Annotated in this window: 17 protein-coding genes; 5 read left to right on the forward strand and 12 right to left on the reverse strand. The window is 58.8% G+C overall.

The annotated features are described in order from the left end of the window. Positions 1-12 precede the first annotated feature (12 nt). From AC07XF_RS19020 to AC07XF_RS19030, 3 genes are all read right to left on the reverse strand, one after another. Complete coding sequence (locus tag AC07XF_RS19020) at positions 13-261, reverse strand: hypothetical protein (RefSeq protein ID WP_495027656.1); 249 nt, start codon at positions 259-261, stop codon at positions 13-15. Positions 262-378: 117 nt separating this feature from the next. Continuing rightward, positions 379-2,658 (reverse strand): ATP-dependent DNA helicase, encoded by a 2,280-nt coding sequence (locus tag AC07XF_RS19025; protein ID WP_495027657.1) that lies wholly within the window; start codon positions 2,656-2,658, stop codon positions 379-381. Next, on the reverse strand, positions 2,655-4,322 hold the full coding sequence (locus AC07XF_RS19030) for a VRR-NUC domain-containing protein (RefSeq protein ID WP_495027658.1): 1,668 nt from the start codon (positions 4,320-4,322) through the stop codon (positions 2,655-2,657). Before AC07XF_RS19030 ends, AC07XF_RS19025 begins: the two co-directional genes overlap by 4 nt. Positions 4,323-4,517: 195 nt before the next feature. Here AC07XF_RS19030 and AC07XF_RS19035 point away from each other — a divergent pair, with 195 nt between their 5' ends. Together AC07XF_RS19035 and AC07XF_RS19040 are read left to right on the forward strand one after the other, a co-directional pair. Continuing rightward, positions 4,518-4,742, forward strand: a complete 225-nt coding sequence (locus AC07XF_RS19035) for a YgdI/YgdR family lipoprotein (RefSeq protein WP_495027659.1) — start codon at positions 4,518-4,520, stop codon at positions 4,740-4,742. 138 nt (positions 4,743-4,880) lie between these two features. Then, positions 4,881-5,558 carry a lysozyme inhibitor LprI family protein gene (locus AC07XF_RS19040; RefSeq protein ID WP_495027660.1) on the forward strand — a complete coding sequence of 226 codons (678 nt, stop codon included), beginning with the start codon at positions 4,881-4,883 and terminating at the stop codon, positions 5,556-5,558. Between the two features lie 45 nt (positions 5,559-5,603). Here the strand turns inward: AC07XF_RS19040 and AC07XF_RS19045 are convergent, their stop codons facing one another. The 4 genes from AC07XF_RS19045 to AC07XF_RS19060 form a co-directional block, all read right to left on the reverse strand. Continuing rightward, positions 5,604-6,689: a polyamine ABC transporter substrate-binding protein gene (locus AC07XF_RS19045; protein ID WP_495027661.1), complete on the reverse strand. Its 1,086-nt coding sequence runs from the start codon at positions 6,687-6,689 to the stop codon at positions 5,604-5,606. A gap of 68 nt (positions 6,690-6,757) precedes the next feature. After that, positions 6,758-7,099, reverse strand: a complete 342-nt coding sequence (locus AC07XF_RS19050; RefSeq protein ID WP_008002074.1) for a cupin domain-containing protein — start codon at positions 7,097-7,099, stop codon at positions 6,758-6,760. 43 nt (positions 7,100-7,142) lie between these two features. Then, on the reverse strand, positions 7,143-8,549 hold the full coding sequence (locus AC07XF_RS19055; protein WP_495027662.1) for an NAD(P)/FAD-dependent oxidoreductase: 1,407 nt from the start codon (positions 8,547-8,549) through the stop codon (positions 7,143-7,145). Positions 8,550-8,599: 50 nt separating this feature from the next. Beyond that, positions 8,600-9,415 (reverse strand): helix-turn-helix transcriptional regulator, encoded by an 816-nt coding sequence (locus AC07XF_RS19060; RefSeq protein ID WP_495027663.1) that lies wholly within the window; start codon positions 9,413-9,415, stop codon positions 8,600-8,602. Between the two features lie 265 nt (positions 9,416-9,680). On the opposite strand from AC07XF_RS19060, the gene AC07XF_RS19065 reads away from it, so the two are divergent. After that, positions 9,681-9,953 (forward strand): DUF1652 domain-containing protein, encoded by a 273-nt coding sequence (locus AC07XF_RS19065; protein ID WP_495027684.1) that lies wholly within the window; start codon positions 9,681-9,683, stop codon positions 9,951-9,953. A 116-nt stretch (positions 9,954-10,069) separates the two neighbouring features. Here AC07XF_RS19065 and AC07XF_RS19070 read toward each other — a convergent pair whose 3' ends face one another. Then, the gene (locus tag AC07XF_RS19070) at positions 10,070-12,544 is read right to left on the reverse strand and encodes a UvrD-helicase domain-containing protein (RefSeq protein ID WP_495027664.1); all 2,475 of its coding nucleotides are present in this window, start codon (positions 12,542-12,544) and stop codon (positions 10,070-10,072) included. Between the two features lie 279 nt (positions 12,545-12,823). On the opposite strand from AC07XF_RS19070, the gene AC07XF_RS19075 reads away from it, so the two are divergent. Beyond that, entirely contained in the window at positions 12,824-13,519 is a 696-nt protein-coding gene (locus AC07XF_RS19075) for a pirin family protein (RefSeq protein ID WP_495027665.1), read from the forward strand. A gap of 173 nt (positions 13,520-13,692) precedes the next feature. Here the strand turns inward: AC07XF_RS19075 and pgm are convergent, their stop codons facing one another. The 4 genes from pgm to AC07XF_RS19095 all read right to left on the reverse strand — a co-directional run bounded on the left by pgm (position 13,693) and on the right by AC07XF_RS19095 (position 19,959). Then, positions 13,693-15,339: a phosphoglucomutase (alpha-D-glucose-1,6-bisphosphate-dependent) gene (gene pgm / locus AC07XF_RS19080; RefSeq protein ID WP_495027666.1), complete on the reverse strand. Its 1,647-nt coding sequence runs from the start codon at positions 15,337-15,339 to the stop codon at positions 13,693-13,695. Positions 15,340-15,452: 113 nt separating this feature from the next. After that, positions 15,453-16,853: an aminotransferase-like domain-containing protein gene (locus AC07XF_RS19085; protein ID WP_495027667.1), complete on the reverse strand. Its 1,401-nt coding sequence runs from the start codon at positions 16,851-16,853 to the stop codon at positions 15,453-15,455. A gap of 40 nt (positions 16,854-16,893) precedes the next feature. Further along, on the reverse strand, positions 16,894-18,384 hold the full coding sequence (locus tag AC07XF_RS19090; RefSeq protein ID WP_495027668.1) for a hypothetical protein: 1,491 nt from the start codon (positions 18,382-18,384) through the stop codon (positions 16,894-16,896). Between the two features lie 552 nt (positions 18,385-18,936). Further along, the gene (locus AC07XF_RS19095; protein ID WP_495027669.1) at positions 18,937-19,959 is read right to left on the reverse strand and encodes a zinc-dependent alcohol dehydrogenase family protein; all 1,023 of its coding nucleotides are present in this window, start codon (positions 19,957-19,959) and stop codon (positions 18,937-18,939) included. A 269-nt stretch (positions 19,960-20,228) separates the two neighbouring features. Here AC07XF_RS19095 and AC07XF_RS19100 point away from each other — a divergent pair, with 269 nt between their 5' ends. Beyond that, complete coding sequence (locus AC07XF_RS19100) at positions 20,229-21,143, forward strand: LysR family transcriptional regulator (protein WP_108228796.1); 915 nt, start codon at positions 20,229-20,231, stop codon at positions 21,141-21,143. Positions 21,144-21,348: the final 205 nt, after the last annotated feature.

Below are 21,348 nucleotides of genomic sequence, written 5' to 3' on the forward strand. Positions count from 1 at the left end.
CGTCGACCGGTGTTATCGGTACACATACTTGATGATGTGGCTGTACAACTCATTGAAGACAAAGTCAGGGATCTGGTCGGTGTACGGGCCGGTTCTGGCCAGTGCCCGATGACACTCCTTGATCATCTCATCGCGCTCCGCCAGGGTGTAGATGAGCCTGTTGACGATGGCGCCATAGGCGCTGAATGTGTACGGGGTTGTTGAACTGGTTGCCACCAATGCCCCGTCGAACGCCTGGCTGAAGGTACTTTTTGCGCGCAAGGTACGCTCTTTCAGATAACCGAATCCGCGTTCATACAAGCTGATTTGCGAGCCTGCGACGGTTTTCGCTGCCGACTCGAACGCCAGGAGAGTCTATGTTTTTTAAAATATAAACGCCTACTCGCGAGGAAGAAAAAACCTCGGAGCAATAGCCCACCAACGCGGCAACAACTGCTTGACCTTGCTCTCGCCAAAACGGTCGTCGATCAACATCACCACCCCCTGATCCTGTTGCGTACGGATGACCCGTCCAGCGGCCTGCACTACTTTCTGCACACCGGGAAACAGGTAGGTGTAGTCATAACCGGCACCGAAAATGGCGGCCATGCGCCGCTTCAGTTGTTCGTTCACCGGATTGAGCTGCGCCAGCCCCAACGTGGCGATAAACGCGCCGATCAACCGGGCACCGGGCAAATCGATCCCTTCACCGAAGGCCCCGCCCAGCACCGCAAATCCGACACCCTGGCCGTCGGTGTGGAACTGATCGAGAAACTGCTGGCGTTGCGCTTCGTCCATACCCCGGGACTGTGACCATCGTTTGATGTGCGGATGTTTCTCGGCCAGTAACTGCGCCACTTGCTGCAAATAATCGAAGCTGCTGAAAAATGCCAGGTAATTGCCGGGACGTTCGCAGAACTGTCTGGCGATCAAGTCCACGATCGGTTCGAGAGAGGACTGGCGATGCACGAACCGGGTGGAGATCTGGTTGACGATGTGCACTTGCAGTTGATCGGCGTGAAACGGTGACTCGACGTCGATGCACACCGTATCCGCCGGTGTTCCCAGCAAATCGGCGTAATAGTGCCGGGGGCTGAGGGTCGCGGAAAACAGCACCGTGCTGCGCGCAGCGGTCAGGCGTGGACGAATGAACCCGGCGGGTACCACATTGCGCAGGCACAGCTGCGAGAGGTTGCGCTTGCGCTCAAGGTCGCGCTTGCTGATGTCGAACAGGAATTGCTCATCGAACAGCTCGGCCACCCGGCAAAAATGCAGCATGTCGAAGTAAAAACCCTGCAGTGAACTGTCGAGTCCTTGAGGGTGATCGTTCAGGTAGTCACCGATGCTGGCGCTGCACGATGACAGCGCCTGAAGCAACTTTTCCGGCGCCTTGTCATAGGCCTGATAGGCGCCGGTTTGCGGACTGTGTAAGGCGTTCCACTCTCGATTCACACGCTGCATTGGCTTTTTCAGCGCCTCAGGTGCGGTTTTGCGCACGCTGTTGAAGGTCGCTTGATCGAGGCTGGCGCTGTACATCTGCCGACCCCGTTCCACCAGGTTATGGGCTTCGTCGACCAGCACCGCGACTTTCCAGTGGTTGGCCTGGGCCAGGCCGAACAGCAACGCGCTGAAATCGAAGTAATAGTTGTAGTCGGCAACCACCACGTCGGCCCAACGCGCCATTTCCTGGCTCAGGTAATAAGGACAGACATCGTGCGCCAGGGCAACCTCGCGCAAGGCGCTCTGGTTCAGCAGGCTCAGTTGACTGGCCGCCTGTCGTGCGGCGGGCAGGCGATCGTAGAACCCCCGGGCCAGCGGACAGGACTCGCCGTGGCAGGCTTTATCCGGATGTTCGCAGGCCTTGTCCCGGGCGATCATCTCCAGCACTCGCAACGGCGGCGCATCGGCGCTGGCAAGAATCACTTGCGCGGCGTCCAGTGCCAGTTTGCGTCCCGGGGTTTTCGCCGTCAGGAAGAACACTTTGTCCAGTTGCTGCGGCACCAGGGCCTTGAGCATGGGGAACAAGGTGCCCAGGGTCTTGCCGATTCCCGTTGGCGCCTGGGCCATCAGGCAACGCCCCGTGCTCACGGCCTTGAACACCGACTCGGCCAGATGGCGCTGCCCCGGACGAAATTCGGCGTGGGGGAAGACCAGGCGTTGCGCCGCCAGATTGCGCCCTTCACGATGGGCGACTTCCTGTTCGGCCCATTGCAGGAACCGCGCGCAATGCCGTTCGAAGAATTGTTGCAGCTCGATAGCGTCGAAAGGCTCGACCAGGCAGGTTTCCTTTTCGCTGACGATGTCGAAATACACCAGCGCCAGATTGATCTGTGCCAGATCCAGCTTCCGACACATCAACCAGCCGTAGATTTTGGCCTGGGCCCAATGCAACTGGCGGTGATTGGCCGGTTGTTTGCTCAAGTCGCCGCGGTAGGTCTTGACCTCTTCCAGGCAGTTTTGCCCGGGGTCATAGCCATCCGCCCTGCCCTTGACCGTCAATGTTTGATACTGGCCTTCCAGGGCAACTTCGCTTTGGTAGCCTTCGCTGCGCCGCGACGCCACCGTACGGTGCCCGACAATGCCCTCCAGCGCAGTCGGCGACGGCGTGAAACGCAGATCGAGGTCGCCGACCTTGGCCGTGAACTCACACAGCGCCCGAACCGCAATGCTGTAGCTCAAACCTCCTGCTCCGCCCATTGCACGTAGCACACGGCGATCGGCATCTGGTGCTCATGGCAGAATTCCAGCCAGCGCAACTGGTTGTCCTGCAGGCGATCCCCCGGGCCTTTGACTTCGATCATGCGGTAGGTCTTTTGCTGCGGCCAGAACTGGATCAGGTCCGGCATGCCGGCGCGATTGGCCTTGATGTCGAGCAATAGACGGTTGAACCAGTGTTTGAGGTGTTCGGCCGGGAGGCAGTCCAGGGCTTGCTCCAGCAGTTCTTCGCTGAGCACGCTCCAGAACACGAACGGTGACTGCACGCCCCACTTGGCGGCATAACGTTCGCGGATGGTCTGCCGGTAGCGCCCGTCGTCGAGTTCGGCCAGGCATGCCTGGAACAGTTCGGCCCGGCGTTCATGGAAGTCTTCGCTGAGCAAATCCACCGGTCCGCGCTGGAACGGGTGGAAGAATGCCCCCGGCAAAGGCGCGAAAATCGCCGGCCAGCACAACAGGCCGAACAGCGAGTTGATCAGGCTGTTTTCGACGTAGTGGACCGGTGCCGAATCCTCGGCCAGATGCGCCTGAACGTAACACTCGACCGACACTGCCGGATCGACTCTTGGTAGTTGCAGGTCCAGACGCTGCATTTCCCGAGGCGCTGCCCGCTTGATCGGCGGCCCGCCGAGCTTGCGTCGCAGGCGTGGCAGCACACGGAGCAACTGCTGTTGTTCGGCGGCACTTTCCGGTGCCTGCTCGGCGTATGCGGCCAGTTCCAGCGCCAACTCAAACTCACCACTACGTTCCAGCACACGAATCAGCCGCGAACGCGCGCCGGGATAGGCGCATTCGCGGTAGAGGTTCAGGGCCATGGAGAAATCCGCGATGCGTTCGCAATACTGGCCCATCTGGAACAGCAGCTTGCCGCGCCGCCGTTGCAACCACGGATTGTCCAGCGCCAGCCCCTTGATTCGCTCGGCCACTTCTTCCAGCGCTTCGCCGGTCTCGAATTGTTGCTGGTACGCATGCAAGAGGACATAGGCATCCACGTCTTCGCGGCTGCGCAAGCCACGGGATTCGGCGCAGAACTCGACTTTTTCGTAGGTATAAATGCCGAGGTCGGCCAACACAAACTCCGACCAGTCCTGGTACAGGTTGCCGAAAAACATCAGGCGCAGGCGATCGCAAAGTTCCATGATGGTCAGGCTGAACAGGCGCTCGTCCAGCGCCGGGCACCAGTCGTTGAAGCTTCGCGCCTGAGTAAATTGCTCGCTCAGCGTCGGTAGCCAATCGGCTTTCTTGCCTCTGGGGTGATCGATGACAGGGCCGAAGGTCTGGAGAACTTCGTCCTTGAGCAGCAGCTCGAACAGCGCTTCGACCGCCAATGGCATTCGCTCATCGACCCAGCCGAGCTTTAGCAGCGGGCCAGCGGCGCTGCCGATATCGCCGATTTCCTCGTAATGCAGCTTGCTCGCCCTGAAATGAAGGCCTTTGCGCATGACCATTCTGACCAGCAGTGCCTTCGATTCACGGGGTAGCCGCTTGAACGCTTGAATGAAGTGCTGCTCTTCGACGCTCAACACATCGTTAGAGCGCTGCTCAAGCCAATCAAGCACTTGCATGAAGTTGTTCAGGTAATAGAACGGATCGTCGAGGGGATTTGCAGTCACAGGGAAATGGGCCATGGCGAGCGAATACTGGTTATGCGTACAGATACCAGTTCCGCCCTGCCCGGTGCAATGGGAAAAGGATAAATGGCGCTGTACGGAATTTTTCCCGGGCAGTAGAACTTTTTGCCCCCCGGCGGCACCAACCGCCATGGTGGTGCAGCGATAGCCATCGAACTGATGGCGCTGCTTGAGAACGTACGGGAGGTGATTATGGACATCAAGACTTTGGGCTTGCCCATGGCGGTAGCGGCCCTGCTGACGCTGGCCGGTTGCTCGACACCAACGGTGGTGACGCTGCAGAACGGCACTCAATACCTGACCAAAGACATGCCGAAAACCAAAACCAGGGACGGGTTCTTTGAGTTTGAGGACATTTCGGGTGCGAAGGTCAAAGTCAGGGCCGATGACGTGGCGACGATTCGTGAGGAAGACTAACGTTTCTCCTGGCGCGATGTGGCAGGTTTCGAGCACTGCTTTACACTCGATAGACCCCGTGCGGACGAATGACAGTGCAACGCTTCGACACGATGCGCTGCAATACGGGCATCACGTAAAGATTCAGGTGACGCCGAAATGAAAATGGTCACGCCACTTCTCGTCTCTCTGCTCGCCGTCAGCGCGTGCATGACTGCGAACGTTTGTGACGCCGCCACAAAGGCAAAGGCAAAACCAAAGCCCTTGCCAACTTACAAAACCAGTTTCGATTGCACCTCGCCCCAGGCATCCGCCGAAAAGCTCATCTGTCATGACGCCCAACTGGCGCAGATGGACCTCGAACTCAATCGCCTTTATCTGCTGGCGCTCACGGATGAACATTCGGTGCCGCGCCCGGATAAAGTCGAGGTTGATCAACAGTTCTGGATCGACGCCCGCAATCAGTGTGACAGCGGCCCGCAAGCCAAGCCTTGCGTCATTCGCAGTTATGCCGAGCGCGCGCATCAATTGCGCCAGGGCTCGGCCATTGCCAGAACCAAGGATCCAAGCAGACGCACCGAAGGCCCCGTTGCCTTCCATTGCGCAGGACTCAACCCGCTGGTTGCCGCCACCTTCTTTACGGTCGAACCGGGCGTTGTGTTCCTGAAATGGGCGAACACCTCCATCACCCTGAACCAGGTACCGAATAATTACGGAACCCAGTACACCGGCAAGGATTACAAAGGCAACTACAGCTTCTGGCAAATCGGCGATGACGTGTTTTTGCAGATACCCGGCTCAGGAAAGATGAATTGCGCAACCGAGCCGGTCGGTTGATGACCATGACATCGGGACGTCCTGTCCCGATGGCCACTCAACGCTTCAGCTGCCGGTACGAATCTTGTTCCAGACCCGGGTACGCACCCGGTCGATGTTCAATGGCATGGCTTCAAGGGCAAACAGCTTGCCCATCATTTCCGGACTTGGGTAAACCTTGGTGTCGTTCTTGATCGCCGGGTCGATCAGATTGTCGGCCTTCTCGTTGCCATTGGCGTAATGCACGTAGTTGCTGACGCTGGCCATGACGTCCGGGCGCAGCAGGTAGTCCATGAAGGCGTAACCGGCCTTTTCATCCGGAGCATCGGCTGGCATCGCGACCATATCGAACCAGATCGCGGCACCTTCCTTGGGAATCGAGTAGCCGATGTCGATGCCGTTGTTGGCCTCCCTGGCGCGGTTTTCCGCTTGCAGGATGTCACCGGAGAAGCCTACCGCGACGCAGATATCGCCGTTGGCCAGGTCACTGGTGTACTTGGACGAGTGGAAATAGCTGACATACGGCCGCACTTTCAACAGCAGGGCTTCGGCCTTTTTGTAGTCTTCCGGGTTCTTGCTGTGAGGCGGCAAACCGAGGTAGTTCAACGCGGCGGGGAGCAATTCCGGGCCGTTGTCGAGGATGGCCACGCCGCACTTCTGCAACTTCTGCATGTTCTCGGGCTTGAAGATCAGATCCCAGGAATCCACCGGGGCGTTGTCGCCCAGTACCGCTTTGACCTTGGCAATGTTGTAGCCGATACCGGTGCTGCCCCACAGGTACGGGAAGCCGTGCTCGTTGCCCGGGTCGTTGGTCTGCAATGCCTTGAGCAGTACCGGGTTGAGGTTCTTCCAGTTTGGCAACTGACTCTTGTCGAGTTTCTTCAGCGCGCCGCCTTCGATTTGCCGGGCCATGAAGTGGTTGGACGGGAACACGACGTCGTACCCGGATTTGCCGGTCATCAACTTGCCATCGAGGGTCTCGTTGCTGTCATAGACGTCATAGGTGAAGGCGATGCCGGTTTCTTTCTGGAAGTTTTTCGTGGTGTCCGGCGCAATGTAGTCCGACCAGTTGTAGATTTTGACGGTGTCGGCCGCCTGACTGATTGATGCGACCAGCATCAGCGGGGCCAGAGTCAGTGTCTTTCGGATCATGAGTCGATTCCTGTAAAGGTTGTTTTTGTTGGCAGGCAATCAAAGGATCAAAAATCAAAACTCAAAACTCAAAAAATCAAAACGTAGGTCTTGCGCACGGTTTCCTGGATGTCCCAGATGCCGAGGCTGTTGGCCGGCAACATCAGTGCGTCGCCGGCTTCTATGAGCAGGGGCTCACCGCCGTCCGGGGTGAAGGTGCAGCGGCCCTGGATGAAGTGACAGAATTCCTGGGCGACGATCTGTCGCCGCCAGCGCCCGGGTGTGCATTCCCAGACGCCGGTCTCGACGCCGTCGTCGCGTTCGACGCTGGTGGTCGAAGCCACGGCCACGGGGGTACCCAACGGCACGGCGACCGGATTGGACTCTTCCAGTTTCAGGGTTGCGGTGTTCTTGAATTGCGTGATGCTCATGGGAATACCTGTCGATGTAGCCTGTAGATGAAGAGCGCGCCGTTCAGTGCATGAAACCTTCCATGAAACCGGCGACCCCGCTGGCAAGCTTGCGGCGCCAGGGCGCGGTTGTCGGGTTGGCCAGGGTCTGGTCTTCATGGACAAAGCTGCGGATGATCGCGTTGTAGCCGAGCCAGCGGATGGGTTCCGGCTCCCAGGCCCTGAGTGCGTCGAGACCACGCTGGGGGATGACCCACGGCTGGCGTACCAGATCGGTGTCGCGGCCCAGAATCAGGTCGGCCAGCGTCCGCCCCCCCAGGTTGCTGGCGCCAACGCCCTCCCCGCCATAACCGCCAGACAAGGCAATACCGTTGGCCCGATCACAGAGCATGTGCGGCTTGAAATGCCGGGACATACCCAGGTTGCCGCCCCAGGAATGAGTGATCTGCACGTTTTTCAATTGCGGGAACAACTCGCCAAACAGATAGCGACGCAGCTGTTTTTCGTCAGAGGTCAGGTCGAAGTTGTGGCGTAACTTGCCCGCGAACCGGTACCCGCCTCGGGCGCCAAAGATCAATCGGTTGTCAGCGGTGCGCTGACCGTAGGTGACCTGGCGACTGGCCTCGCTGAACGCCTGGCCGCGACTCAGGCCAATTTCGTCCCAGGTGGCGGCAGACAATGGCTCGGTCGCGACGATCAGGCTCTGCACCGGCATCTGATACCGCCCCAATGGCGGCAAAGTGACGGAGTAGCCTTCGACCGCCGGCACCACCCAGCGACTGCGCACAGAAGCTTTCGCCGTGCGCAGACTGCCGGACTGCCAATGGGTGACCGGGCTATTTTCGTATATTTTCACCCCAAGGCGCTCCACCGCCCGGGCCAGCCCGCGTACCAGCTTGGCCGGGTGGATGGTCGCCACGTGCGGCGCGTAGATACCGCCATAGGGTTTGGCGACCCGGATCTGTTGCGCCAGTTGCTCCGGGCTCAGCCAGCGATAGTGGCTGTCGTTGAGGCCCTGGCGATGGAGATCGTCCAGATAGTGACGCAGGCTGGCCTCCTGCTCCGGGTAGCGTGCGGCGCAATACAGTACCCCGCCTTTGCGGTAATCGCAGTCGATACCCTCACGTTCGAGGACAACTTCCACTTCTTCCGGAATGCTGTGCAACAAATCGTAGGAGGCGCGGCGCTCTTCCACCGGCAAATTGGCCAGCAGGCGATCTTCACCCAGCAAGTTGCCCATCAGCCAGCCGCCATTGCGACCCGACGCGCCGAAACCGGCGGTTTGTGCTTCGACAATCGCGATGTTGAGGTCAGGTTTCTGCTGCTTGAGGTAGTACGCGGTCCAGAGACCGGTGTAGCCCGCGCCGATGATCGCCACGTCGACATCCAGATCCCGCTCCAGCGCCGGACGCGCCAACAAAGGCTCGTCGAGCTGGTCCATCCACAAACTGATAGTGCGCCACTCCGGCATGCAAGACTCCGCCACTCAAACTTCGATGGCGTCGATCCTAGTGCGTGGGCTCAGGGGCTGTCTTGCGCGCGTGCACGCAAAGAAATTTGTTTGACGTAGGCCTTGGGTGACTGGCCGGTGTGCTGGCGAAAACAGCTGTAGAACGCCGACAGCGAATTGAATCCGGCAGCGAAGGCCAGTTCATCGATACGCAGTGGCGGTGTGGCGGCATCCAGCGCGGCGAGCAAATGCTGCAAGCGCGCCTGATTGACGTAGCGGTAGAAGCTCTGCCCCAACACCTGGTTCAACAGATAGGAAATCTGATTACGGCTGTAGCCGCACTCCTTCGCCACCCGTTGCAGGTCGAGCTCAGGGTCAAGATAAGGCTGCTGACGCTGGAAATACTGTTGCAGGTCATCGGCCATGAAGCTCAATTGGCGTGGCGACAACCCGAGCCGGCTGACCGCCGGGCGCTGGTTGCCGGACGCTTTGCTTGCGGGCTGCTCATGCACCAATGAAGCGTATTCGTTGACCCGCCAGATCAGCCCGTCCTTGACGGTAATCGCTTCGCTGGCGCGGAACGATACCAACCCTTCACCGCCGCGCAGTGTGATGCGGTATTGAATGAACGCCGTGTCGCCGTCCAGTCGAATACGGTCGGAGTGCTCCAGCGCTTCATCCGGATCCCGGGGCATGCTGCTGCGCACGTATTCGCGCAATTCGGCCAGGCCCATGACCCGGTTCTGGAAAAAGTCGTTGTACTGTACTTCAGGGTGATAGAGCGCCATGACGCCATCCAGATCCCTGTGCTTCCAGCGCAAGTGATAGCGCATGACTGTCTCGCCCGTGGCCTGGGTTTGCAGCGGGCCATCATCATCGGCGTGCATTGAAAATCTCGACGGGAAAAAACCGAGCTTGCCCAACTTCCGCTTTGTCTTCAACGACTAAACAGATGATGGCTTTTGCCCGCAAATTGCGGATAAGAGTGAGCTGAATCAAAACAATGCCGGCAATCGCCAAACGGCCTGAAAAATCCACATTCTTTTCACATCCGGCTGCTACTTTTAAACACTGTCACTGGTTGAACCAATGAAGGTTCTTCCCTCCTACCATGAGCTAAAGGAAGCGCTCGAAGATGAAGGCGGGCAACACATGAATATAGGGTTCAGTAAGGTCACGTTTCCAAACGCCTGCCAGCTGATGCGCTGGCATTTTCATCCCATGGGGTTCGAGGCGAGCATGGACGCACCGGGCAGTATGATTGCCCGTCTGTTTGATCGTGCCACTGGCGAGACCATGATCGCCATTGCCGGTATTCCGTGCGCCACCGTCATGAATGCCGCGGATGTAGAACGAATAATCGAAGCGGTGGAAGATGAACTTGAAGCCTTCATTCCACCGGAGGCCATCAAGAGTTATGCCTGAAGGCTGTCCCCCCTGTAGGAGCGAGCTTGCTCGCGATGGTCGTTAACGATAACGCGTATTTACTGGCTAAACGCGGCGCTCTTGAGTCCATCGCGAGCAAGCTCGCTCCTACAAAATCAGGTCGTGGTTTGGCTTTTACGATGATCGACAAAAAACGCCTTGCCCTTGCCGATCCGGTCGGAGGCCTTGGGCATGTTCGCGGCCTGGGTGTCTTGCGCGTCGACGTACCAGTAGCAATGGCTGACGGCACGGGTAATACCCACGTACGCCAGCCGCAGGATCTCGTCCTTCTGGGCATTGTCGTAGGGTTCGCTGTCTCCGGCCTTGCCCAGGCCCGCCATCCGGTAAACCTGATTCTTGTAAGGCGAACTGGTCAGGTGCTGGCAGTCGCCCAGCAGAAACACTGCATCGGCCTGCAGGCCCTTGGCACTGTGATACGTCAGTTGCTTGAGTCTGCGAGCTTCATACGGCAAGCTAGAATCAACATTAACTACAGACTGAATATGCTCTTCTATCAATAACTTATCGCTACTTTTTCGATACAGCATCAAGATCGAATCGCCCTTTCGGTAATGCTCCATCAGGCGCTGGGCCATGCCTTGGTCATCACGATCGAGGACGTTCACTGGCAGCAATGCCTTGGGTTCACCGCTGGCCTTGGCTTTCTTCCCGGCAATCGCCGGTGCTGCCCGCACGATGTGTTCGGCAGCATCAATGATGTGCTGGTGGCTGCGGTAGTTGTCACTGAGCATGACCCTGGTGGTGCTCGGCGACGGGAACTCCTTGTTGAACTCCATGAAGTAGGTCGGTGAACTGCCGCGCCAACCATAGATGGACTGCCAGTCATCCCCCACGCAAAGTAGCGAGGAACGCTGGGCCCCGCGCCCGACATGCATCGCCGGTCCGCGACTGCGGATCTCGGCCAGGCTGGCCCTGATCCACGAGACGATTTGCGGCGAGACGTCCTGGAATTCGTCGATCATCAAGTGCGACAGCGGTCGCAACAGGTCATCGCCGAGCAGCTTGAGGTTCTCTGGCGAATGCTCGCTGAACAGGGCAAACATCCGGTTGTAAGTCATGATCGGCGGCTTCTGATCGAGCAAATGGTCTTCCAGTGCCCGCCAGTAAAGGCTCAAGGCCTCGAAGAAGAACCGGTCGGGGTCGTCCTTGGCGAAACTCATCTGCCCCACGGCGCTCGGCACATCCAGCCCGAGGTTTTCGATGAACCCGGCAGCGGCGACAAAACAATCGAGCAACGGCGCGGAAGCAAGCTCGCCCTTGACCTTGTAATCGAAGCCCGGCCCGGCGCTGGCATCGCCGGCGAGCGAGGCCAAAACACGCCTGGATGATTCGTAACTATCCAACCATATCAATGGTTTATGACAGAAAGCTTGAAACAGGGTGCGCTTTACTGCCCACTCTGCGCGCACTGTCAGTTTGGCGTTTGGACGGGCCACCTGCGGGTTTTCCCTAGGATCGAACCCTAGCACCACCCAGGCATCCAGGGACGGAATATAGCCGTGACAATGGAATTTCGAACCGTTGATATCAAACGATTGGCGATTCGGTTCGATACCCTTGATGGGCCAGGCACCGGCGCGAATCCACAGATCTTCAATGGCGTCGCACAATTCTTCATCGCGCTTGGCGGCCAGTTCGGTAACGCCGATGCGTTTCTGCACATCCGGGTGATCCCGCTCCAGCTCCTTGAGTTGCAAGGCATGGCGGGACAATGGCTTGATCAGCTCGCGAAAACGCTCATCGTCACGGTGCAGACGGTGATAGCAGGCGTTGAGCTGTTGGCGTTGAGCGTCGTTGATACGCAGATCGAACGGATTGCTGTCGACCTCCTCATCACCCTGTGCAGCCCGTAGGCTGAGGTTTTCGAAAGCCTGCAAACGCTCGAAACCCGGAAGGCTGCGCACCATCGGCAGGATCCGCGAGTGAAAGGTGCGCACCAGATCCCGCGCTTCCTTGAAGCTGATCGCGCGCCCCCAGAGCGCAAACAGTTCGATCAGCTTGTTGATGAAGTCCTTGCGCGACTCACGGGTGAAGGTCACCACCGTCATCGAACTCAGCTCGAAGCCCAGGTAATGGGTCAGCAGCAAGATACGCAGCACCAGCGTGGTCGATTTGCCTGCACCGGCACCCGCGATCACCGAGGTGGACGGCGTATCGCTGAAGATCATTTTCCACTGTGCGGCGCTGGGTTGGGCATGGGCCGGCAGCAACCGGGCGACATCAGCCTTCATGCGCTTCTTCAACTCGGCGTTCAACGGCAGGCGCCAATTGTCGAACAACAGGTCATCGACATTGGGTGGCCGGTGTTCAGTGGCACGCGTGTCACGGATCAGCAGGACCTGTCGACCTTCCTCCAGCCCTTCGAGCTTGCCTTCCTTGTAGCCGTAATCGACCCCGGCGCTGTGGCCGCTGCGAAAACCGTCGGCCTGGCCATGCAACCACGACGCACGATGCTGGGCATGCAGGCGGGTCAGGCTGTAACCGAAGAATCGGGCGAGCAGTCGCTTGATCAGCGGCATCTCGGTCAGAGGGCGAAGTTCAGGAGGAAGATCGGGGGTGTGTTGCGGCACGCGGACTGACTCCAGGGTGTGAGGCTGTTGAACGCTATGGTGTCTGCATTTGCCGCCGAGTTCTAGTGAATTGCTTATGACTCATTGGCTTATGCGATGAAGTGAAGGTTGGATGAGAAAGTTTCGAACTTGTTATATATCAATCCATTCGATTGGAATGGCGCATTTTTTACGCTTTTTATCGATTGTTACCTGTTGGAAGATGGCCGTCATCACTCACCGGTCTCGCTTCGTGGCCCAGGCGCCTCGCCCCATGACGAACCTTTTCTGGAGACGATCATGCTTGAACTCAGACCTTTCAACTCGCTCGGTGGCGCTCACCACGGCTGGTTGGATGCCCATCACCATTTTTCGTTCGCCGAATACTACGATCCCAAGCGTATGAACTGGGGCAACCTGCGGGTCTGGAATGACGACGTGATCGCTCCCGGCACCGGTTTCCCGCAACACCCACACCGGGACATGGAAATCATCACCTATGTCCGCGAAGGCGCCATTACCCACCAGGACAACCTTGGCAACAAGGGCCGGACCGAAGCGGGTGACGTCCAGGTCATGAGCGCCGGTACCGGGATCGCCCACAGCGAGTACAACCTGGAAGCGGCACCGACCAAGATTTTCCAGATCTGGATCATCCCGAATGAATCCGGTCTGGCCCCGTCCTGGGGCGCCAAGCCGTTCCCGAAAGGCGAGCGCGAAGGTTTTGTCACCCTGGCCAGCGGCAAGGCAGGCGACGATCAGAGCCTGCGCATCCGCGCCGATGCCCGGCTGGTAGCGGCCAATCTGAAGGCCGGCGAGTCTGCCGAATACCATTTGGACAACGGTCGTCGCGCGTACCTGGTTCCGGCCACCGGGGCCATTGAAGTCAATGGTTTGCGTGCACAAGCTCGAGACGGCGTCGCGGTTGTCGATGAGCAGGTGCTACGCGTAACGGCCATCGAGGACAGCGAGATCGTTCTGGTGGACCTGGCGTGATCCGCTGAGCGAAATCGAAAAAAAGGGGCGACCGTTTTGGTCGCCCCTTCTTTATTGCTGCACCGAACCCATTGTGGGAGAGGGCTTGCTCGCGAAAGCGGTATCAGCTTCAACATCAATGTTGACTGAAACATCGCCTTCGCGAGCAAGCCCGCTCCCACAGGGTTGTGTGTTTACTTCGCGGAAATGGCGCCATCCACCAGCGTTTGCGCCTCGGCCACCAGTTGTTTGAGGTGGTCGTCGCTGACAAAGCTTTCGGCGTAGATCTTGTAGATGTCTTCCGTGCCCGACGGACGCGCCGCGAACCAGCCGTTTTCAGTCATGACTTTAAGACCGCCAATGGCCTGGTCATTGCCCGGTGCGTGGCTGAGGATGCTCTGGATCGGCTCGCCGGCCAGTTCGGTCGAAGTGACCTGTTGCGGCGACAGCTTGCTCAACAGCGCTTTCTGTTCCGGGTTGGCCTTGGCGTCGACCCGTACCGAGAACGGTTCACCCAGTTCATCGGTCAAAGCACGATACGCCTGGCTCGGGTCGCGACCGGTACGGGCAGTCATTTCAGCGGCCAGCAGGGCCGGAATCAAGCCGTCCTTGTCGGTGCACCAGACACCACCGTCCTTGCGCAGGAACGACGCACCAGCGCTTTCTTCACCGCCGAAACCCAGCGAACCATCGAACAGACCATCGGCAAACCATTTGAAGCCAACCGGCACTTCGTACAGGCGACGACCCAGGCGCTTGGCCACGCGATCGATCAAGCCGCTGCTGACCACGGTTTTACCCACGGCGGCATCGGCGCGCCATTGCGGACGATTCTGGAACAGGTAGTCGATGGCAACGGCGAGGTAGTTGTTCGGCGCCAGCAAACCGCCGGACGGTGTGACGATGCCATGGCGGTCGTGGTCGGGGTCGCAGGCGAACGCCACGTCAAAACGCTCTTTCAGGCCGATCAGGCCTTGCATGGCGTGGCTGGACGATGGGTCCATGCGGATCTGGCCGTCCCAGTCGACGGTCATGAAGCGGAAGGTCGGGTCGACCTCTTTGTTCACCACATCCAGGTCCAGACGGTAATGCTCGGCAATCGCCGACCAGTAGCGCACCCCTGCTCCACCCAGTGGGTCAACACCCAGGCGCAACTTGGCTTCGCGGATGGCGTCGAAGTCGATCACGTTGATCAGGTCGGCGACATAAGTATTGAGGTAATCGTGACGATGGGTGGTGCTGGCCTTGAGTGCCTGCTCATGGCTGATGCGTTTGACGCCAGCGAGCTTGTTGGCCAGCAGTTCGTTGGCCTTGGCTTCGATCCACTTGGTGATGTGGGTGTCGGCCGGACCACCGTTGGTTGGGTTGTACTTGTAGCCACCGCTTTGCGGCGGGTTGTGGGACGGCGTGATGACGATGCCATCCGCCAGGCCCGTGGTGCGCCCGCGGTTGTAGCAGAGAATCGCATGGGAAATGGCCGGCGTCGGCGTGTATTCGTCACCTTCGGCGATCATCACGGTCACGCCATTGGCCGCCAGTACTTCGAGGGCACTGGCGCCAGCCGGCGTGGACAACGCGTGGGTATCGATGCCGACAAACAGCGGGCCATCGATGCCTTGAGCTTCGCGATACAGGCAGATGGCCTGGCTGATCGCCAGCACGTGCCATTCGTTGAAACTCAAGTCGAACGAGCTGCCCCGGTGCCCGGACGTGCCAAAGGCAACGCGCTGGGTTGAAATCGCGGCATCAGGCTGGCCGGTGTAATAGGCCGTTACCAGTCGCGGGATATCGACCAACAATTCTGCCGGTGCCGGTTTACCCGCAAAAGGACTGAGTGTCATGCAAAACCTCTGGAATAGAGTGGTTCAGGAATTGGGTCGCAGTTTACTGGCAGTTTGACCGCAAGGCGATGGGATCGATCCAACAGAGTGCAGGATGTTATTTTTTGCCTCATTCACTCAATGGATTCCAGGCGCAGCGCATCCCCCAACAAGCCCAGTGCGGCGGCCAGGTTGTGATCGCCGCCGAACGTATGGCTCAGGCGCAAATGCTGCCCGTGCAGGCCGTGGAGGCTGAACAGTTCTCCCGGCGCGATGACCACTTGATGCTCCAGCAGGCGCTGGAATACACGACGTACATTGACCCGACGCAAGGAGCGCACCCAGATCGTTGCACCGCCTTCAGGCTCGACGAAATGCAAGGCATCGCCCAATCGCTCCTGCAACAACAGGGTCATTTGACTCTTGCGCTCCTTGAGTAACCGTCGCAGCACCAGCAGGTGTTGATCGATGCGACCGCTGCTGTACAAACGGGCAATGGCTTTCTGGCGAATCGGCGAGAGACGGAACGAGCGCAGCAGAAAGTGCCGTTGCAGCTCAGCGCTCAAATGCCGTGAAAGCAGATAACCGTAGGGCGCTTCCGGACCGATGGCTTTCTCGAATGTGGAAAACACTATCAGCCGTGCCGGGTCCAGCAAGTCTCGAAACCGCACGCTGCCCAGGTCGAATCCGAGTTCACCATAACAGTCGTTTTCCAGCACCCAACTTTCGTGCGTAGCCAACAGCCGGGCAATCGCATGCCGGTTTTCGTCGGGCGCCAGGCTGCCACGGGGCATGTTCAGGGCCGATGAAAGCATCACCAGCCGCACCGGTTCGGTATCCAGCAGCACTTTGAGCCGTTCCGGATCCAGGCAGCCATCGGCTTGCACGGGCCATTCGATCACCTGCACGCCGCAGGTTTGAAACAAACGCAGGATCGTCCAGTCGCACGGTGATTCGACCACTACGGTGGCGTCTTTCAGGTCCAGCACGGCAATCAGGATTTCCAGTACACCGCGAAGGTCGGCGCCGATGTAGACATCATCGGCGTGCCAGTACCGCATCGGAGAAGTGGTATAGCGTGCTGCCAGGGCGGTGCGCAGTTCGAGTTCGCCGCAGGGTTGCGAAGGCGACTGCGGCTGACGGGGATACTGGCGCAGCAACTCCCGCTCCAGCAGCAACAAAGGACTGTCGAGCGGCTGCAACAAGGCTGGTTCATCGGCGCTCAAGACCAGCATCCCCGGACGCCTGGCATTGACGTAGACTGCTTCCAGCAGGTCGCTGCCGCTGTCCAGCAGGTTGATTGAGGACACGGGCAACGCGTAGTAACCGGACTTGGCCACCGAATAGACCCGCCCTTCTTTCTCCAGCAGCGAATAGGCGTACTGAATGGTCGAGATCGACACATTGAGTCGCTCCGCCAGATGCCGCAACGACGGCAGGCGGATGCGCGAATCACCTTCAGACTCGTTGATCAGGCTGGCCAGGTATCGGTAAACCGCCTGGTACGCGAAGTCCGTTTCTCGTGGACCTTTCATGGGTGAAGACCGACCACACTGGCTGCAAATCCGCCCACGTTCAGTGACCCGCTGACCATTCATCCACCCACGCGATGCCGGTGTCGGGATCGCCCACACCGTTTTGCAACGCGGTCCTTTGGATCACTGCTTCAGGCGCCCCGCTATCGCTTCCGGGCACCCACTCCATGCGATAGAGCTGGCCAACCAGACTCGCGGGCAATCCGCTGACATCCGTCATCCATTGCATGATCTGTTCGGCGACCGGATGCCCCTGCATGGCCCGGTGCAGCTCAGGCATGGCCACCAGCATGCCCGGATGGCACTGACGCAGGAAACGCTCAAGCCCCGCGCCTTTTTCGATAAAAGGCGCAAAAAGCAGGCACACCAGTTGTGCCTCGCTCAGGCCCAGGTTCTTTTGCGCCTCGGCCGCCGCGCGGACGCGCTGTTCGGTCAGTGTCGCCGGGTTGCCGAATACCTCGATGGCCTGCTCGCACAGGCGCTCAGGCAAGCGTTTGCGGCGCATCATCACCAAGGCACGTTGCAGGTATTGCGCAACGCCGGCCTCGTAGCTGCGGCCCTGCACAAAGCACGCATGCAGCCCCCTGACGTGCGCCGAGATCGATGGACTGACAAATTCGCTGTCACTGATCTGCGCGGACAGTTCGTCAGGCTGGAACCCGAGAAATTCAGTCAGCAATGGCCAGCGTTCTTCCAGGTTGCTGACCAGCAGGTCGTGAATGTCGATGCAGGTCGCGCGGCGACAGGCCTCAAAGCGTTCTTGCGGACGCCATCGGGCCTGGCCGTAATCCGTGTAGAACGCGTGATAACAATCGCTGCCCAGTTCATCAAGCAACGCAAACAACCCCGAAAAACCGGCTTCGCCCGCATGCGAAGGTTTGAGTCCTGCCTTGGTGACGGCACGTTTCAAACCGTCGATGAACTGCTTCTGCTGACGCGGCGTATCGCTGATGAGCAAAGCGTCGACACCACCGTCCCAGCGGGCAATTTGTCCGTAGAACTCCCCCGTCGCCAGATAACCGTCATCCCACAGGTCGAACCCGTCGCGCCACTCCCGGCGATGGCCGATCATCAGCAGGTTCAGGCGGCTGGACTCGCGACCGGCGTCGGAGATCGGCGTCAGGTGATTGAACGGCAAGACTTCCCGATCATCGACCATCAACACCTCGACCCGGGGATCGTCATAGACAAACAAGGCGCTGTTGGTCCGGTGCATGTTTTCCACGGCCGTGCAGCTTGCCCCGTTCAGCCGCAAGGAGGCTATGCGCAAATGGAATGTCGCCGGCGCCCGAGTGGCGATGGTCAACTGCGCAGCACGCAACAGTGCCAGGGCGTAGCAGTTGTCACGGCCGCCAGACTGGATCGCCAACACCTTGTAATCGCCAATGTGCTCCATGCCCCCCGCCGCTACCGCCAGACGCTGAATCAACAATTGCAGTGCGGTGCGTTCGGCACGCGAGAAAAAACCGAGCAATCGCTGCAGCACTTGTTGATAGACATAGTTCATCGCTTGGTCATGGATGCTGGTCATCTTTATTTACCTGATACTCGTAAGTTCAATATCGCGCAGACAGCAAATCCCGTTGGACTGTCTGCACGAATGGAGTCATGGACTTTATTGCCAAATGCTAACACTTGAATTTTTCGGCAATCATTTGAAACGATCGCAGCGCCCCCTCGTGCGAACGACGAAAGCGAGGCCGTAACGCCCGGCTGGCAAGGGTTTGATCGATTGAAATCGGGGTCTTAGGAAACGTCCGACAAAGTCCCACAGACGTTTAATACAAGAAATAAAGAAGAAAGTTGTCGCTGAGTTTTTGGCAACTACACAACAACGAACTAATTTTGAGAGGTGCACCGGTGGCGCACATTGAAAAGTTCCAACCAGACACCCAGCCATGACTCATTCCTTGAGATGAAAGTAATCATTCAATTATCAGGGCTTAGTGGCTGATTAGAAGCTACAGATTACGAGCAAAAACCAGTTCAGTTGCTGGACCGGCCTGCGGATCGACGGGTTTCGCGGGCTGAAACGAAAGAGTCCGTGTGGGCACGGACTCTTGGGAGCGCTCTTGGGTAAGTGTTACGCCGGTTCGACCTGCAGCGCGACCCGTTCACGACACGGGCATTCGTCCATGTAGCGGTGCGCCTCGACAACCTCGGCAAACGGGAAGACCCGAGTCTTGAGCGGCAACAGCACGCGGTCAGCGGTCAACTGGTTGATGTCGCGCAAGGCACGTTGCAGTGCGACCTGGTCCTGGATGATGCCCAGTTCCGGCTTGCCGGTGAAGTTGCCGATGCAGTGCACGAAGAACTGAATGTTCTTCTGGAACGCTGCGCAAGCCGGGAATGGCGTCTGGTTGCCGCCTTGCAGGCCGTACAGCACCAGGCTGCCGCGAGGCGCCAGTACATCACCTAACAGCGACATCTGCGGGCCACCCAAACCATCGAACACCACGTCCACGCCGCGGTTGTCTGTGATTTTGTTGATCCGCATGAGCAGATCTTCTTCCTCGGTAACGATGACTTTTTCGGCGCCCAGTGACAGCAGATACTCACGCTCTTCTGCTGACTTGGTTGCGGCAATCACTCGAACACCCAAAGCCTTGCCCAGTTGTACGAACGAAGGTCCGGCGCAATGACTCGCGTCAGTCACCAGGGCGAATTGCCCGGGCTTGACCCGTGCCAGGTCGGCATAAGCGAAATAGGCGACCAACAGCGGCGTGTAATGCACGCTGGCTTCGATCGGGCTGAGTACGTCCGGGTAACGGGTCAGCGACGAGCGCGGCAGTACAATCAGTTCGCCATAGACCGGATAGTCGTTCGGGCTTTGGGCCGGGAAACTCGCGACCTTGTCACCTATCGCCAGGTCATCGACACCCTCACCGACAGCCGTGACGATACCGGCCATTTCCTGGCCAAGGCCCGAAGGCAGATGGGCGCGGGACGACGCCAGGTTCTGGCGCCAGAGAGTGTCGTACCAGCTGATGCCAATGGCTTCGACGCGCACCTGCACTTCACCCGGTGCAGGCAGAGCGGCCGCATGCTCTTCGCATTTGAGCACCTCGGCTGGACCAAACTTGTGAAAACGGATCGTGCGGGACATCGCAAACCTCGCCAAATAAACCTCTAATGCCATGAACTCTAGCTGGGCTTTCAACCCAACACTATCAGTGGCTATTAATAGTCGACATGCCTGTCATTGATTCCGCAGCGGCGGCAACATTGTCAATTGCCGTAAGAAATCGAAGCCGCTTTTGTAGGAAATCTGAATTACTCGGTGCAGAGTACCAGTCTTTCCCCGTAATATTCCTGCTGGCCATTGTTCTCATATGGCCGCTCACGTCAAGTTTGCTGACTCTGCCAGGACTCCAGATGAATCGTAATGACCTGCGTCGTGTCGACCTGAACCTGTTGATCGTTTTCGAAACATTGATGCATGAACGCAGCGTGACCCGTGCTGCAGAAAAACTGTTCCTCGGCCAGCCAGCCATCAGTGCGGCGCTCTCGCGCCTGCGCGGGCTGTTCGATGATCCTTTGTTTGTGCGCACCGGCCGCAGCATGGAGCCGTCCGCCCGGGCGATCGAGATTTTCGCCCTGCTCTCGCCGGCACTGGATTCGATTTCCACGGCGGTCAGCCGTGCGGCCGAGTTCGATCCTGCCACAAGTACCGCCGTGTTCCGCATCGGCCTTTCGGACGACGTCGAATTCGCCTTGCTGCCAATGCTGCTCAAGCGTCTGCGTGCCGAATCACCGGGGATTGTGCTGGTGATACGCCGGGTCAACTACATCCTGATGCCGGGGTTGTTGGCATCCGGCGAGATATCCATCGGCGTCAGCTACACCACCGACCTGCCAGCCAACGCCAAGCGCAAGGTACTGCGCCGCAGCCAGCCGAAGCTGTTGCGCGCCGACACCGTGCCGGGGCCGTTGAGCCTGGATGACTATTGCGCCCGCCCCCATGCACTGGTGTCGTTCGCCGGTGACCTCAGCGGCTTTATAGATGAAGAACTGGAAAAACTCGGGCGCAAACGTCATGTGGTACTCGCGGTGCCGCAGTTCAATGGCTTGAGTACCTTGCTGGCCGGCACTGACATCGTCGCAACCGTGCCGGACTACACGGCTGATGCACTGACTGCCGCCGGCGGTGTGCGGGCAGAAGATCCGCCGTTGCCGGTGCGCAGCTTTGAACTGCACATGGCCTGGCGAGGGTCGCAGGATAATGATCCGGGGGAACGCTGGTTGCGCTCGCGGATTCAGATGTTCTTCGGGGATCCGGATAGCCTTTGAAAGAGGCCGGCACTTCTCTCGTCAAGGGCGCATTAGATGGATTTTTACCATCCAAACGCCCGCTACTGCCGATTGAGACCAGCTCTACTCTACCTTTCCCACCTTGAGACATTACAAGGCGAAGGCTTCGGTTTGGTATGGGCAACTGACCGCGCAGCCGGCCGCTTGGCGATCTCACGGTCAGCGAAAGATCGCCATTGGCAGC

Source organism: Pseudomonas sp. GW821-FHT01C01, assembly GCF_059422645.1.

Excerpts from the sequence above, each read along its gene's own strand:
- AC07XF_RS19030 (WP_495027658.1), bottom strand. The coding sequence starts at position 4,322 with ATGGCCCATTTCCCTGTGACTGCAAATCCCCTCGACGATCCGTTCTAT.
- AC07XF_RS19035 (WP_495027659.1), top strand. The coding sequence starts at position 4,518 with ATGGACATCAAGACTTTGGGCTTGCCCATGGCGGTAGCGGCCCTGCTG.
- AC07XF_RS19040 (WP_495027660.1), top strand. The coding sequence starts at position 4,881 with ATGAAAATGGTCACGCCACTTCTCGTCTCTCTGCTCGCCGTCAGCGCG.
- AC07XF_RS19045 (WP_495027661.1), bottom strand. The coding sequence starts at position 6,689 with ATGATCCGAAAGACACTGACTCTGGCCCCGCTGATGCTGGTCGCATCA.
- AC07XF_RS19050 (WP_008002074.1), bottom strand. The coding sequence starts at position 7,099 with ATGAGCATCACGCAATTCAAGAACACCGCAACCCTGAAACTGGAAGAG.
- AC07XF_RS19055 (WP_495027662.1), bottom strand. The coding sequence starts at position 8,549 with ATGCCGGAGTGGCGCACTATCAGTTTGTGGATGGACCAGCTCGACGAG.
- AC07XF_RS19060 (WP_495027663.1), bottom strand. The coding sequence starts at position 9,415 with ATGCACGCCGATGATGATGGCCCGCTGCAAACCCAGGCCACGGGCGAG.
- AC07XF_RS19065 (WP_495027684.1), top strand. The coding sequence starts at position 9,681 with ATGAATATAGGGTTCAGTAAGGTCACGTTTCCAAACGCCTGCCAGCTG.
- AC07XF_RS19075 (WP_495027665.1), top strand. The coding sequence starts at position 12,824 with ATGCTTGAACTCAGACCTTTCAACTCGCTCGGTGGCGCTCACCACGGC.
- pgm (WP_495027666.1), bottom strand. The coding sequence starts at position 15,339 with ATGACACTCAGTCCTTTTGCGGGTAAACCGGCACCGGCAGAATTGTTG.
- AC07XF_RS19085 (WP_495027667.1), bottom strand. The coding sequence starts at position 16,853 with ATGAAAGGTCCACGAGAAACGGACTTCGCGTACCAGGCGGTTTACCGA.
- AC07XF_RS19090 (WP_495027668.1), bottom strand. The coding sequence starts at position 18,384 with ATGACCAGCATCCATGACCAAGCGATGAACTATGTCTATCAACAAGTG.
- AC07XF_RS19095 (WP_495027669.1), bottom strand. The coding sequence starts at position 19,959 with ATGTCCCGCACGATCCGTTTTCACAAGTTTGGTCCAGCCGAGGTGCTC.
- AC07XF_RS19100 (WP_108228796.1), top strand. The coding sequence starts at position 20,229 with ATGAATCGTAATGACCTGCGTCGTGTCGACCTGAACCTGTTGATCGTT.